Origin of the sequence: Klebsiella sp. 18074 (genome assembly GCF_902705905.1) — a bacterium.
Classification (GTDB): domain Bacteria; phylum Pseudomonadota; class Gammaproteobacteria; order Enterobacterales; family Enterobacteriaceae; genus Klebsiella; species Klebsiella terrigena.
Genome location: NZ_CACSIS010000009.1, coordinates 122,660 through 136,383, shown reverse-complemented (window position 1 = coordinate 136,383; position 13,724 = coordinate 122,660). Strand labels below are relative to the sequence as shown.

At 57.6% G+C, this 13,724-nt stretch carries 15 protein-coding genes; 11 read left to right on the top strand and 4 right to left on the bottom strand.

Annotation, left to right across the window (positions count from 1 at the left end; genetic code table 11):
- Nucleotides 1-42: 42 nt before the first annotated feature.
- A complete protein-coding gene (suhB, locus tag GVK32_RS11315) occupies nucleotides 43-846 on the bottom strand; it encodes an inositol-1-monophosphatase (protein WP_123710355.1) in 804 nt (267 codons plus the stop codon).
- Nucleotides 847-966: 120 nt separating this feature from the next.
- Between suhB and trmJ the strand changes: the two genes are divergently transcribed.
- The 11 genes from trmJ to sseB all read left to right on the top strand — a co-directional run bounded on the left by trmJ (nucleotide 967) and on the right by sseB (nucleotide 10,073).
- A complete protein-coding gene (gene trmJ / locus GVK32_RS11310; RefSeq protein WP_159867938.1) occupies nucleotides 967-1,701 on the top strand; it encodes a tRNA (cytosine(32)/uridine(32)-2'-O)-methyltransferase TrmJ in 735 nt (244 codons plus the stop codon).
- 251 nt (nucleotides 1,702-1,952) lie between these two features.
- Entirely contained in the window at nucleotides 1,953-2,444 is a 492-nt protein-coding gene (iscR, locus tag GVK32_RS11305; protein WP_159867935.1) for a Fe-S cluster assembly transcriptional regulator IscR, read from the top strand.
- Between the two features lie 173 nt (nucleotides 2,445-2,617).
- Entirely contained in the window at nucleotides 2,618-3,832 is a 1,215-nt protein-coding gene (gene iscS, locus GVK32_RS11300) for a cysteine desulfurase (RefSeq protein WP_041146726.1), read from the top strand.
- Nucleotides 3,833-3,858: 26 nt separating this feature from the next.
- Nucleotides 3,859-4,245, top strand: a complete 387-nt coding sequence (gene iscU, locus GVK32_RS11295) for a Fe-S cluster assembly scaffold IscU (RefSeq protein WP_004866383.1) — start codon at nucleotides 3,859-3,861, stop codon at nucleotides 4,243-4,245.
- Between the two features lie 15 nt (nucleotides 4,246-4,260).
- Nucleotides 4,261-4,584 carry an iron-sulfur cluster assembly protein IscA gene (iscA, locus tag GVK32_RS11290; RefSeq protein WP_041146725.1) on the top strand — a complete coding sequence of 108 codons (324 nt, stop codon included), beginning with the start codon at nucleotides 4,261-4,263 and terminating at the stop codon, nucleotides 4,582-4,584.
- 182 nt (nucleotides 4,585-4,766) lie between these two features.
- Nucleotides 4,767-5,282, top strand: a complete 516-nt coding sequence (gene hscB, locus GVK32_RS11285) for a co-chaperone HscB (RefSeq protein ID WP_041146724.1) — start codon at nucleotides 4,767-4,769, stop codon at nucleotides 5,280-5,282.
- A gap of 75 nt (nucleotides 5,283-5,357) precedes the next feature.
- Complete coding sequence (gene hscA, locus GVK32_RS11280; RefSeq protein ID WP_159867932.1) at nucleotides 5,358-7,208, top strand: Fe-S protein assembly chaperone HscA; 1,851 nt, start codon at nucleotides 5,358-5,360, stop codon at nucleotides 7,206-7,208.
- Between the two features lies 1 nt (nucleotide 7,209).
- Entirely contained in the window at nucleotides 7,210-7,545 is a 336-nt protein-coding gene (gene fdx / locus GVK32_RS11275; protein ID WP_041146722.1) for an ISC system 2Fe-2S type ferredoxin, read from the top strand.
- 1 nt (nucleotide 7,546) lies between these two features.
- A complete protein-coding gene (gene iscX, locus GVK32_RS11270) occupies nucleotides 7,547-7,747 on the top strand; it encodes a Fe-S cluster assembly protein IscX (protein WP_041146721.1) in 201 nt (66 codons plus the stop codon).
- 179 nt (nucleotides 7,748-7,926) lie between these two features.
- Nucleotides 7,927-9,213, top strand: coding sequence for an aminopeptidase PepB (pepB, locus tag GVK32_RS11265; protein ID WP_159867929.1), 1,287 nt, complete (start codon nucleotides 7,927-7,929; stop codon nucleotides 9,211-9,213).
- An 83-nt stretch (nucleotides 9,214-9,296) separates the two neighbouring features.
- A complete protein-coding gene (sseB, locus tag GVK32_RS11260; protein WP_159867927.1) occupies nucleotides 9,297-10,073 on the top strand; it encodes an enhanced serine sensitivity protein SseB in 777 nt (258 codons plus the stop codon).
- A 30-nt stretch (nucleotides 10,074-10,103) separates the two neighbouring features.
- Here sseB and sseA read toward each other — a convergent pair whose 3' ends face one another.
- The 3 genes from sseA to GVK32_RS11245 all read right to left on the bottom strand — a co-directional run bounded on the left by sseA (nucleotide 10,104) and on the right by GVK32_RS11245 (nucleotide 13,505).
- On the bottom strand, nucleotides 10,104-10,949 hold the full coding sequence (sseA, locus tag GVK32_RS11255; protein ID WP_159867924.1) for a 3-mercaptopyruvate sulfurtransferase: 846 nt from the start codon (nucleotides 10,947-10,949) through the stop codon (nucleotides 10,104-10,106).
- 122 nt (nucleotides 10,950-11,071) lie between these two features.
- Nucleotides 11,072-12,256, bottom strand: coding sequence for an amidohydrolase (locus tag GVK32_RS11250; protein ID WP_159867921.1), 1,185 nt, complete (start codon nucleotides 12,254-12,256; stop codon nucleotides 11,072-11,074).
- A gap of 37 nt (nucleotides 12,257-12,293) precedes the next feature.
- Nucleotides 12,294-13,505 carry a hypothetical protein gene (locus tag GVK32_RS11245; RefSeq protein ID WP_159867918.1) on the bottom strand — a complete coding sequence of 404 codons (1,212 nt, stop codon included), beginning with the start codon at nucleotides 13,503-13,505 and terminating at the stop codon, nucleotides 12,294-12,296.
- Nucleotides 13,506-13,724: the final 219 nt, after the last annotated feature.

Below are 13,724 nucleotides of genomic sequence, written 5' to 3'. Positions count from 1 at the left end.
TGATACTCTCACCCCGGGTGGACCGGGGTGAGGTGAGAGAGATTAACGCTTCAGCGCTTCGCTCAGCTCTTCGCGCATGTTGGCCAGCATGGCTTTAACGACGCGCGGGTTGCCGGCAACGATGTTGCCGCTGTACAGGTGGTTATGGCCACCGGTGAAGTCGCAAACGATAGCGCCCGCTTCACGAGCGATCAGCTCGCCAGCAGCGAAATCCCACGGCTTCAGCGCGATCTCGAAGTAGCCATCAACGCGGCCGGCGGCAACGTAGGCCAGATCCAGGGCAGCAGAACCGGTGCGGCGGAAGTCAGCGCATTCGGTAAACATTTTGCCCAGAATATTCATGTAAGTGGTGGCGTGCTGTTTCGCTTTGAACGGGAAACCGGTGGCGATAATCGTACCATCCAGATCGCGAGCGCTGCTGCCGCGCAGACGATAGCCGTTCAGCTGAGCGCCCTGGCCGCGGGTTGCGGTGAAGAGTTCGTTGCGCATTGGATCGTAAACCACGGCGACTTCGGTACGGCCTTTAATGCGTACGGCAATGGATACGGAGAAGTGCGGCAGACGTTTTACGAAGTTGGTGGTGCCATCCAGTGGATCGATAACCCATTGAACATCCTGATCTTCACCTACGTGCTCACCGCTTTCTTCGGTGATAATAGTGTGCTGCGGGTAAGATTTGCGAATCGTTTCAATAATCAGCGCTTCGGCTGCCTTATCGACGTTAGTCACAAAATCATTGCTGCCTTTCTGGCTGGTTTCTACGGAGTCTGGGGTTTCGTAGTGCTTGGCAATTAAATTACCCGCCTTGCGCGCTGCGCGCACGGCGATATTCAGCATCGGATGCATCGGTCTCTCTCACTGGATGTTAAAGAACGGGAAAAAACGGCGCACATAGTAACAGTGAAATCTGCCTATGTCTTCGTTTTATGATAGCATGCGTGAATAATCTTTAGCCGAAGAACACTAATGCTGCAAAATATTCGAATCGTACTGGTAGAAACATCACACACTGGCAATATGGGCTCCGTGGCCCGGGCAATGAAAACCATGGGCCTGACAAACCTGTGGCTGGTCAATCCGCTGGTTAAGCCTGACTCGCAGGCTATTGCCCTGGCGGCCGGCGCCAGCGACGTTATCGGCAATGCGCATATCGTCGATACGCTGGATGAAGCCCTGGCCGGATGTAGCCTGGTGGTCGGTACCAGCGCCCGTTCGCGTACTTTGCCGTGGCCAATGCTCGACCCGCGCGAGTGTGGCCTGAAGAGCGTTTCAGAAGGCCAGCACGCCCCGGTGGCGCTGGTCTTTGGCCGCGAGCGCGTCGGTTTGACCAACGACGAGCTGCAGAAATGCCATTACCACGTCGCGATTGCCGCCAACCCGGAGTATAGCTCGCTGAATCTGGCGATGGCGGTGCAGGTCATCGCTTATGAGGTGCGGATGGCGTGGCTGGCGACTCAGGAGCAGCCGCAGGTCGAACAGCAGGAAGAGACGCCGTATCCGCTGGTGGATGATTTAGAGCGCTTTTACGGCCATCTCGAGCAGACGCTGCTGGCGACTGGCTTTATTCGCGCCAGCCATCCGGGACAGGTGATGAACAAACTGCGTCGCCTGTTTACCCGCGCGCGCCCGGAAAGCCAGGAGCTGAATATCCTGCGCGGAATGCTGGCGTCGATTGAGCAGCAGCACAAGAACAAAGAGTAAACCGGCCCCTTTGCGGTGCATCAAGGCCGCAGACGGGCGCGCCGAGCCGTTGAACCGGTGGTCTTAATAGCCGGTTCAACGGCCGGGAATATGGTCCTCAGGACGCAAGGGCACAGATAGCCAAATACCTGACTAAAACAGTCAAGTAAATAGTTGACCAAATTACTCGGGAATGTCAGACTTGGCCCTGCTATGCAATACCCATATTAATAAAAAGCCCGGGCAGGGGCGAGTTTGAGGTTAAGTAAGACATGAGACTGACATCTAAAGGGCGTTATGCTGTGACCGCGATGCTGGACGTCGCGCTCAACTCTGAATCGGGCCCGGTTCCGTTAGCTGATATTTCTGAGCGTCAGGGGATTTCGCTTTCCTATCTGGAACAGCTGTTTTCCCGCCTGCGTAAAAATGGTCTGGTATCGAGCGTTCGCGGTCCAGGCGGCGGTTATTTATTAGGTAAAGAAGCCGGTAGCATCGCCGTTGGCGAAGTTATCAGCGCGGTTGATGAGTCCGTTGACGCCACCCGTTGTCAGGGTAAAGGCGGCTGCCAGGGCGGCGATAAATGCCTGACCCACGCGCTGTGGCGCGACCTGAGCGAGCGCCTGACCAGCTTCCTGAACAACATCACGCTGGGCGAACTGGTGAACAACCAGGAAATCCTCGATGTTTCAGGCCGTCAGCACAGCCATGAATCCCAGCGTAATACCCGCACTCAGGGCGCTATCGACGTCAAACTGCGTGCGTAGTACTCGTTCTGTTTCAGCTTGCGGCCCGTTCGCCGCAGGGTGAAACGTTCAGGGTAACAATTATAAAAGATTTTCGAATCAGGCCGGGATGTTGCGACATCCCGTATACCCGGTCGTACATCAAGCCGGCCGCCTGGTTCCTTGCATTGAGTGATGTACGGAGTTAAAGAGCAATGAAATTACCGATTTATCTCGATTACTCCGCAACAACGCCGGTGGACCCGCGTGTTGCCGAGAAAATGATGCAGTTTCTGACCCTGGACGGGACCTTTGGTAACCCGGCCTCTCGTTCACACCGTTTTGGCTGGCAGGCTGAAGAGGCGGTTGATATCGCCCGCAATCAGATTGCCGAGCTGGTCGGTGCCGACCCGCGCGAAATCGTCTTTACCTCAGGCGCAACGGAATCCGACAACCTGGCGATCAAAGGTGCTGCCAACTTTTATCAGAAAAAAGGCAAGCACATTATCACCAGCAAAACCGAGCACAAAGCCGTGCTGGACACCTGTCGTCAGCTGGAACGTGAAGGCTTCGAGATAACCTACCTGGCGCCTCAGCGCAACGGGATTATCGATCTGAAGGAGCTGGAAGCGGCGATGCGTGATGACACCATCGTGGTCTCCATCATGCACGTGAACAACGAAATCGGCGTGGTGCAGGACATCGCTACCATCGGCGAAATGTGCCGCGCGCGCGGTATCATTTATCACGTTGACGCCACCCAGAGCGTGGGCAAACTGCCTATCGACCTGAGCCAGCTGAAAGTTGACCTGATGTCCTTCTCCGGTCACAAAATTTATGGCCCGAAAGGCATTGGCGCGCTGTACGTCCGTCGCAAACCGCGTATTCGTATTGAAGCGCAGATGCACGGCGGCGGTCACGAGCGCGGCATGCGTTCAGGCACACTGCCTGTCCACCAGATCGTCGGTATGGGTGAAGCTTACCGTATCGCGAAAGAAGAGATGGAAACCGAGATGGCGCGCCTGCGCGGTCTGCGTAACCGTCTGTGGGAAGGCGTAAAAGATATGGAAGAGGTTTACCTGAACGGTGACCTCGCGCAGGGCGCGCCGAACATTCTCAACGTCAGCTTCAACTATGTTGAAGGCGAATCGCTGATTATGGCACTGAAAGACCTGGCCGTTTCCTCCGGTTCCGCTTGTACCTCAGCGAGCCTCGAGCCATCCTACGTGCTCCGCGCGCTGGGCATGACTGATGAACTGGCACACAGTTCTATCCGTTTCTCTTTAGGTCGTTTTACTACCGAAGAAGAGATTGACTACACCATCAACCTGGTTCGCAACTCCATTGGTCGTCTGCGCGATCTTTCTCCGCTGTGGGAAATGTTCAAGCAGGGCGTGGATCTGAACAGCATTGAATGGTCACATCATTAATCGGTAGGCATTAAGGAGAATTAATCATGGCATACAGCGAAAAAGTTATCGATCATTACGAGAATCCGCGCAACGTCGGCTCTTTTGACAACAGCGACGACTCCGTCGGTAGCGGCATGGTCGGTGCGCCGGCGTGCGGCGACGTTATGAAACTGCAGATCAAAGTCAACAATGAAGGTATCATTGAAGACGCACGTTTCAAGACCTACGGCTGCGGTTCCGCTATCGCTTCCAGCTCCCTCGTCACCGAGTGGGTGAAGGGCAAGTCTCTGGACGAAGCTCAGGCTATCAAGAACACCGATATCGCCGATGAACTCGAGCTGCCGCCGGTAAAAATCCACTGCTCTATCCTGGCGGAAGACGCGATTAAAGCCGCGATTGCGGATTACAAAAGCAAACGTGAAGCGAAATAATTAAGAGGTTATTGTATGTCGATTACTCTTAGCGACAGCGCAGCGTCGCGAGTGAATACCTTTTTGGCCAACCGCGGCAAAGGCTTTGGCCTGCGCTTAGGTGTTCGCACCTCCGGATGTTCAGGTATGGCCTACGTGCTGGAATTTGTTGACGAGCCGGCGGCAGAAGACACCGTGTTTGAAGATAAAGGCGTCAAGGTAGTGATCGACGGCAAAAGCCTGCAGTTCCTCGACGGCACTCAGCTGGACTTTGTTAAAGAAGGCCTGAATGAAGGGTTTAAGTTTACTAACCCGAACATCAAAGATGAGTGCGGCTGCGGCGAAAGCTTCAACGTGTAATCTGCACAATATCCGCTGAATTTCGGCGCAGCATCGCGGCGGCAAGCGGGCGTTTCCCGATAAGCTTACGACAGTAGGCGAACGCCGCCGGTTAAGATGCGACCTGAGAGGCGTGGATATATAACCCCACTGCGGAGTACCGTGCGTGGGGTTTGCTTTATCTCGTTAACCCTGAGGTTACTATGGACTATTTTGCCCTCTTCGGGTTACCGGTCAGTTATACCCTTTCGCAAGAACAGCTGGCTGTCCGGTACCAGGATTTACAGCGCCAGTATCACCCCGACCGGTTCGCCAGCGCCAGCGCCGCCGAACAGCTCGCCTCCGTGCAGCACTCCGCGACGATCAATCAGGCCTGGCAAACGCTGCGTCATCCGCTGACCCGTGCCGAATATATCCTTTCGCTTCACGGCTTCGATTTAGCCAGCGAGCAGCACACCGTGCGCGACACCGCGTTCCTGATGGAGCAGCTGGAGCTGCGCGAAGAGCTGGATGAGATCGAAAAATCGCAGGATGAAGCGCGTTTGACCGCGTTTATTCAGCGCGTGAAGGGGATGTACGACGTTCGTCAGCGGCAGGTCGTTGAGCAGTTAGACAGCGAAGCGTGGGAGACAGCGGCGGATACCGTGCGTAAGCTGCGTTTTCTCGATAAACTTCAGAATGTTGCAGAACAACTCGAAGAAAAGTTTTTTTCACTCTAACCTGTTCGGGTCGCCATGCAGCCAACGTAGCTGCAACACAGATTATGACGAGTAAATTAATATTCGGAAGCAATTATGGCCTTATTACAAATTAGTGAGCCTGGCCTGAGTGCCGCGCCGCACCAGCGTCGTCTGGCGGCGGGTATTGACCTGGGTACCACCAATTCACTGGTCGCCACCGTGCGTAGCGGCCAGGCTGAAACACTGCCCGATCGCCAGGGACGCTACCTGCTGCCTTCGGTGGTGAACTACCAGCCCTCCGGCCTCAGCGTTGGCTATGATGCCCGACAGAATGCGGCGCTGGATCCGGTTAACACCATCAGCTCGGTGAAGCGCATGATGGGGCGCTCGCTGGTCGATATTCAGACCCGCTACCCGCATCTGCCTTATCAGCTGCAGGCCAGCGAAAACGGCCTGCCCATGATTCAAACCGCCGGCGGCCTGCTTAATCCGGTACGCGTTTCTGCCGATATCCTCAAGGCGCTGGCCGCCCGCGCCACGGAAGCCCTTGCCGGCGACCTCGACGGCGTGGTGATCACCGTCCCGGCCTACTTCGACGATGCGCAGCGCCAGGGCACTAAAGACGCCGCGCGTCTGGCTGGCCTGCACGTGCTGCGCCTGCTGAACGAACCGACGGCGGCGGCGATTGCCTACGGCCTCGACTCCGGTCAGGAAGGGGTTATCGCGGTCTACGATCTCGGCGGCGGTACCTTTGATATTTCTGTTCTGCGCCTCAGCCGCGGCGTCTTCGAAGTTCTGGCCACCGGCGGCGACTCCGCGCTCGGCGGCGACGATTTTGACCATCTGCTGGCGGACTATCTGCGCGAGCAGGCGGGCCTCAGCGATCGCAGCGATAACCGCCTGCAGCGCGAGCTGCTGGACGCGGCTATTGCGGCCAAAATTGCCCTTAGCGCGGCGGAAACCGCCCGCGTTGACGTCGGCGGCTGGCAGGGTGAAATCACCCGTAGCCACTTTAATGAGCTGATTGCTCCGCTGGTTAAGCGCACTCTGCAGGCCTGTCGTCGCGCGTTGAAGGACGCCGGCGTGAGCGCGGAAGAGGTGCTGGAAGTGGTGATGGTGGGCGGTTCAACCCGCGTGCCGCTGGTGCGCGAGCGCGTCGGCGAGTTTTTTGGCCGTACCCCGCTGACCACTATCGACCCGGATAAAGTTGTCGCCATCGGCGCCGCCATTCAGGCCGATATTCTGGTCGGCAACAAGCCGGACAGCGAGCTGCTGCTGCTCGACGTTATCCCGCTCTCTCTGGGGCTGGAAACGATGGGCGGCCTGGTGGAGAAAGTGATCCCGCGCAATACCACCATCCCGGTGGCCCGCGCCCAGGAGTTCACCACCTTTAAAGACGGTCAGACGGCGATGTCTATCCACGTCATGCAGGGCGAACGCGAGCTGGTGCAGGACTGCCGTTCGCTGGCGCGCTTTGCGCTGCGCGGTATCCCGGCAATGCCGGCGGGCGGGGCGCATATTCGCGTCACCTTCCAGGTCGATGCCGACGGGCTGCTGAGCGTCACCGCCATGGAGAAATCGACCGCGGTCGAAGCCTCCATTCAGGTGAAACCCTCCTACGGCCTGAGCGACAGCGAAATCGCCACCATGATCAAAGATTCGATGAGCCACGCCGAGCAGGATGTTAAGGCGCGTATGCTGGCCGAACAAAAAGTCGAAGCCGCACGCGTTCTGGAAAGCCTGGAAAGCGCGCTGGCCACCGATGCCGCGCTGCTAAGCGCCGCAGAACGTCAGGCTATCGATGACGCAACGGCGCAGCTACGCGCGGTAGCGGCAGGCGATGACGCCGATGCAATTAAAGAAGCCATTAAAAATACAGACACACAAACCCAGGAATTTGCCGCACGCCGCATGGACCAGTCGGTCCGTACCGCGCTGAAAGGCCAATCCGTGGACGAGGTTTAATATGCCAAAGATCGTTTTTCTACCCCACCAGGACCTGTGCCCGGATGGCGTAGTTGTGGAAGCTGAGATCGGTGAGACCATTCTTGATGCCGCGCTGCGTAGCGGAATTGAGATTGAACACGCCTGTGAAAAATCCTGTGCCTGCACCACCTGCCACTGCATCGTGCGTGAAGGTTTTGACTCGCTGGCCGAAAGTACCGAAGATGAAGACGATATGCTGGATAAGGCCTGGGGGCTGGAACCCGACAGCCGTCTGAGCTGCCAGGCGCGCGTGACCGCCGACGATCTGGTCGTCGAGATCCCGCGCTACACCATCAACCACGCACGCGAGCATTAATATGGCACTGAAATGGACCGACAGTCGTGAAATTGGCGAAGCGCTGTATGACGCCTTCCCGGATCTCGACCCGAAAACCGTTCGCTTCACCGATTTGCATCAGTGGATTTGCGAGCTGGAAGAGTTTAATGACGATCCAAACGCATCCAATGAAAAAATTCTGGAGGCAATTCTGCTAGTCTGGTTAGACGAAGCAGAATAATTTTCGCGTCATGCTCCACGTTGCAGATGCGTTGGCCGCGTTCGCTCACCCCAGTCGCATAGTTATCTATGCTCCAGGGGATTTGCTTACTTGCCGCCTTCCTGCAACGCGAATCATTTAGCGGAAAAATTTTAACGGGCTGCCATAGGGTGGCCCGTTTGCTAATAAGGATGAATAAAATGACCGAAGCCATGAAGATTACGCTGACGACCCAACCCGCCGACGCGCGCTGGGGGGACAAAGCGGCTTACAGCATTAACAACGACGGCATCACCCTGCATCTGAACGGTAAAGACGACCTGGGTCTGATTCAGCGCGCGGCGCGTAAAGTTGACGGGATGGGTATCAGGCACGTTGCGCTCGATGGCGAAGGTTGGAATACCGACCGCGCGTGGGCGTTCTGGGCAGGCTATAAAGGGCCGAAAGGCAGCCGCCAGGTTGAGTGGCCGGCGCTGGACGAGGCGCAAAAGCGCGAGCTGGATAGTCGTCTGGCTATTATTGACTGGGTGCGTGACACCATTAACGCCCCGGCGGAAGAGCTCGGCCCGGAGCAGCTGGCCCAGCGCGCGGTCGACCTGCTGTGCGGCGTTGGCTGCGACAATGTGACCTACCGTATCACCAAAGGCGAAGATCTGCGCGAGCAGAACTATCTTGGCCTGCACACCGTCGGACGCGGATCCGAACGCCCGCCGGTCCTGCTGGCGCTGGACTACAACCCAACCGGCGATAAAAACGCGCCGGTCTACGCCTGCCTGGTGGGGAAAGGCATCACCTTCGATTCCGGCGGCTACAGCATCAAGCAGAGCGCGTTTATGGATTCGATGAAGTCCGACATGGGCGGCGCGGCAACGGTTACCGGCGCGCTGGCGTTTGCGATTACCCGCGGCCTGAATAAGCGCGTGAAGCTCTACCTGTGCTGCGCCGACAACCTGATCAGCGGCAACGCCTTCAAGCTGGGCGATATCATTCGCTACCGTAACGGTAAAACCGTAGAAATTATGAACACCGACGCCGAAGGCCGTCTGGTGCTGGCGGATGGCCTGATCGATGCCTCTGCGCAGAAGCCGGAGCTGATTATCGACGCGGCTACGCTGACCGGTGCGGCGAAAACCGCCCTGGGCAACGACTACCACGCGCTGTTCAGCTTCGACGACGCGCTGGCGTCTCGCCTGCTGGCGAGCGCCCAGGCGGAAAACGAAGCCTTCTGGCGCCTGCCGCTGGCGGAATTCCACCGTGGCCAGCTGCCGTCGAACTTCGCCGAGCTGAACAATACCGGCAGCGCCGCCTATCCGGCGGGCGCGAGCACGGCGGCAGGGTTCCTGTCCCATTTCGTTGAGAACTATCATCAGGGCTGGCTGCACATCGACTGCTCCGCGACCTACCGTAAATCCGCCGTTGAGCAGTGGTCGGCCGGCGCGACGGGGCTCGGCGTGCGCACGATTGCCAATCTGTTAACCGCAGAGTAAAAAAATGGCGGGGCGCTGGCGCCCCGGATTGTCTCACCCCGGCCTGCGGCCGGGGGATTGCTGATTCTGATGTTGTGAGAGCCATGTCCGAAACTAAAAATGAATTAGAAACGCTGCTGGAAAAGGCGGCGATTGAGCCCGGCCATCGCCCGGCTTTTTTCCGTACGCTGCTGGAGTCCACCGTCTGGGTGCCCGGCGCGGCGGCGGAAGGTGAACAGGTTGTGGAAGAGAGCGCCGTCGACCTGCAGCACTGGGAAAAAGATGATGGCGCCTCGGTCATTCCCTTTTTTACCTCGCTGGAGGCCCTGCAGCAGGCGGTCGAAGACGAGCAGTCTTTTGTGGCGATGCCGGCGCGTACGCTGATGGCGATGACCCTGGGCGAGACGCTGTTCCTCAACGCCAAACTGCCGGCCGGAAAAGAGTTCACGCCGAACGAAATCAAGCATCTGCTGGGTGAAGAGGGCGGTCCGCTGAGCGCGCAAACCGTGCTGGAAGGCGGGGAGTCGCTGCTGCTCTCTGAGGTGGCCGAGCCGCCGGCGCAGATGGTGGATTCGCTGACCACGCTATTTAAATCCCTGAAAACCGTGAAGCGGGCGTTTCTGTGCTCGATCAAAGATAGCCCGGACGCGCCGGCGAACCTGCTTATCGGCATTGAGTCCGAGGGGGATATCGAAGAGATCATCCAGGCGACCGGCAGCGTGGCAACCGACACGCTACCCGGCGATGAACCGATCGATATTTGTCAGGTGGTCGAAGGGGAGAAGGGCATCAGCCACTTTATGATTGCCCATATTACGCCATTCTATGAAAAGCGCTGGGGCAGCTTCCTGCGCGATTTCAAGCAGAACCGCATTATCTGATGACGGCGGGGTGCTAACCCCGCCGCTGTTTTAGTGCGCCGGCTCTATCGGCAAATCGGCGCGGGCGCCCCATTCGCTCCACGAACCGTCGTACAGGCTGACGCCGTTAACACCCAGCGTTGTCAGCGCCAGCACCACCACCGCCGCCGTGACGCCGGATCCGCAGCTGGCGATAATTGGCCGCTCGAAGTCCACGCCCTGGCGCAGGAAAATATCGTGCAGCTCGTCGATAGTTTTCAGCTCGCCGTTAATCACCAGCTCGGTCCACGGAACGTTCAGCGCCCCGGGAATATGCCCCCGGCGCAGGCCAGGACGGGGCTCATCGACGAGACCGTTAAAGCGCCCGGCCGGACGCGCGTCGACGATCTGGGCCGATCCTTCATGGCTCACCAGCAGCACGTCGGTCAGCCGCTTAACCACCAGCGGATCGAAGCGGCCGTCGAATTCGCCCTCCGGCAGCTGCGGCTCGTCCTGCTCCAGCGGCAGCTCATCGCGCCGCCAGCCGGCCAGCCCGCCGGCGAGAATAGAGACGTTTTCGACCCCGAAGGTCCGCAGCATCCACCAGGCGCGCGGCGCCGAGAAGAGATTGCCCTCATCGTAAACCACCAGATGCTTATCGCTGCTGACGCCCAGCTCGCGCATCGCCACGGCGAAGGCTTCCGCCCGCGGCATCATATGCGGCAGCGGACTGGTGCGATCGGATAGGGCTTCAATATCGAAAAATACGGCGTTGGGAATATGACCCGCACGATATTCGGCGTGCAAATCGCGATCTTCCTGCCCGGGCGGCGCCATTCGGGCATCGATAATCTGGATTTCCGGGTCATCAATATGTTCCGCTAACCAGTCGGCGGCGACAAAAAACGAAGTGGACATGGCTATCTCCGTGTCATCAACAATAGATAGATTGTTGATGCTTTTGCCCTTACCGACAAGGCATTTTCACGTAATACATATCGTAATGTGATATGTCCCCGGCGCACGCCGGGGAGAAACGATCAGAAGCGGTTTTGATGCAGATAGCGCCAGGCGTACTGGGCGTACAGCCCGGCGCCTGTTTTCATCACCTGCTCATCAATATTGAAGCATCCGTGATGGTGGGCGTAGTCGCTCCCTTTCTCTTTATTGCCGGAGCCGAGCAGGGCAAAACAGCCGGGAATGTCCTGCATATAAAAGCTGAAATCCTCTCCGCCGGTCGTTGGCTGTTCGCTGAATAGCACGTCGTCGCCGAAGGCCTCGCGGATCACCGATTGCGCCAACCGTGCGCTGTGCTCTTCGTTAACCACCGGTAGCGTGCCGTAGCAGTAGTCGACGTCAACGGTGGCACCATACATCGCCGCGGTATGCTGCGCATAGCGCGCTATTGCGGCCTCCAGGCGCTGGCGGGTTTCGATGCTGAAACAGCGCACGGTGCCGTCAAGAACGGCATTTTCGGCAATCACGTTGAACCGGGTGCCGACTTCCATTCGGCCGATAGAGACTACCGCGGATTCCAGAGGCGAAGTTTCACGCGCCACGATAGCCTGCAAATTTATCACGAAGGCGGAGGCGACGACTGCCGCATCGATGCAGGCCTCCGGCATTGAACCGTGACCGCCGCGACCGCGAAAAGTGACTTTGAGTAAATCCGCGGAGGCAAACGACGACCCCACGTTGCAGGAGATTTTACCGGCAGGCGAACCGGACCAGATGTGCATGCCAAAAATGTTGTCGACGCTATCGAGCGCGCCCTGGTCGATCATGGCTTTCGCCCCCTCGGCAATCTCCTCGGCGGGCTGAAAAATTAAACGCACGTTACCGGCCATCTGCTCGCGAACCTCATACAACGCGCGGGCGGCGGTGAGCAGCATTGCGGTATGGGAATCATGCCCGCAGGCGTGCATTTTCCCGGCGATTTGCGATTTATAGCTGAGCCGATCGTTGAGTTCCTGCACCGGCAGCGCATCCATATCGGCACGCAGGGCGACCGTCTTGCCCGGCCTGCCGCCAGTGATGTCTGCAATGACGCCGGTCGGAACGGTGCGACGGCAGGCGATACCGATGCTCTCCAGTTCCGCCACGACGCGCTCCGTCGTTCGCCGTTCCTCCCAGGGCAGCTCCGGGTGGGCGTGTAGATCGCGGCGAAAGGCGATTGTCGCCTGCTCTTCTCTGGCGATGATGGCGGTAATAGCGGGGTTAATCATAAAACGGACTCCATAGGTACGTAGAAAATGAAAGCGTTCAGCCAACAACCGGCACCAGATAGCCCACCAGTATTCCGGCCAGGATGACGGAAACAATCGTCACGGAGATAAACCCGCCGACCAGCATTGGCCCCAGCATGTGCTGAGTCAGCATCTGGCGTTCTTTTTCATCCTGGGTGAGGGAGTTAATGGCTTCGTTGGTGATGATGTAATCCGCCGGAAAGCCGTACAGCGCGGTCAGGGAGATGGCGAATGACATGGCGCCGCTGATGCCGATCGCTTTCCCTACGGCCCAGGAAACGATAAACATGCCGATAACCGCCGTGGCGATGAGCACCGCCATCGGATAAAGCAGGCGCAGCAGCATATCCGGCGTGGCTTTGTTCAAGGTATCAAAGATAAACAGCATCAATGCCATTACGGCAAAGCCGAACCCGTTCGCTTTTTGCAGCGTATGTTTTTCAAGAAAGCCCAATGAAGTAAAGACCACGCCAAAAAACAGGCACAGTACGAACGGGCTGATGCTGATTATGGGTTTTGCCAGCTCGGAGACAAACCAGGCCAGGCAGCCCACCATCGCCAGGCGCAGGAATTTAAAATAGGTACTGTTGTAGCTTGTGGGGATGCGGCTAAACAACCGCGGCATCATTTCTTCACCGCAGGCGAGGAGGGTCCGTTCATCTTCTGTGCTATCAGGATGATGTTCGCCGCTGCGGTAGCGCGTAAGCAACGCTTTTCCTTCGCGTTGCAGCATGATGGCGGTGAGGGGATAGCCGGCGAATCCCTGCATCACGTAAATCAGAATCGCCAGCACCGACAGATCCACCAGCCCGGCGTTGCTTGCGCCTTGCGACATAATTAATGATGAAACGATCCCGCCGACCAGCGGCGGGATGGTAACCAGCGCGGTGTTGCGATCAAACAGCAGCAGGCTCACCGCGAAGACGGCCACCGTTATCCCGGCGATACCCGTAAGCACGACGATCACCGTTTTCCACTGACGCATGAGCTCATTCAGCGACAGCAAGGTCCCCATATTGGTAATCAGAAGATACATCAGCATGATGGCGACGGGCGCCGTGATTCCCGCCCGGCTGATAATATCCGCCGGGAAAAATGTCCAGTATCCGCCCAGAAACAGCACCGCACACACAAAGACGGAAGGGACCCAGGCTTTTGTCCGGGTCGAAATAACATCGCCTGTATAAAGAATGAAAAGAATAATTAAAAGAGCGCTCATTTGTGACATAGATAATTCCCATGTTACTTATTTTATATGTCAATACGGAACGGATGACTGTTGTGCCGTTATTGATTCCGCAGAACGGGCAGTCAGTGCTACCACCAGAAGTTTTTTAGCCGACGTGGGCATTAATATATACCGTCAATCATGCGCCTGCCGGGCCGCGGCAATGAAACCATTTCTCCATCTGAAGCTGAGAATGGACGGCCGCCGCGAAGGTAAGGG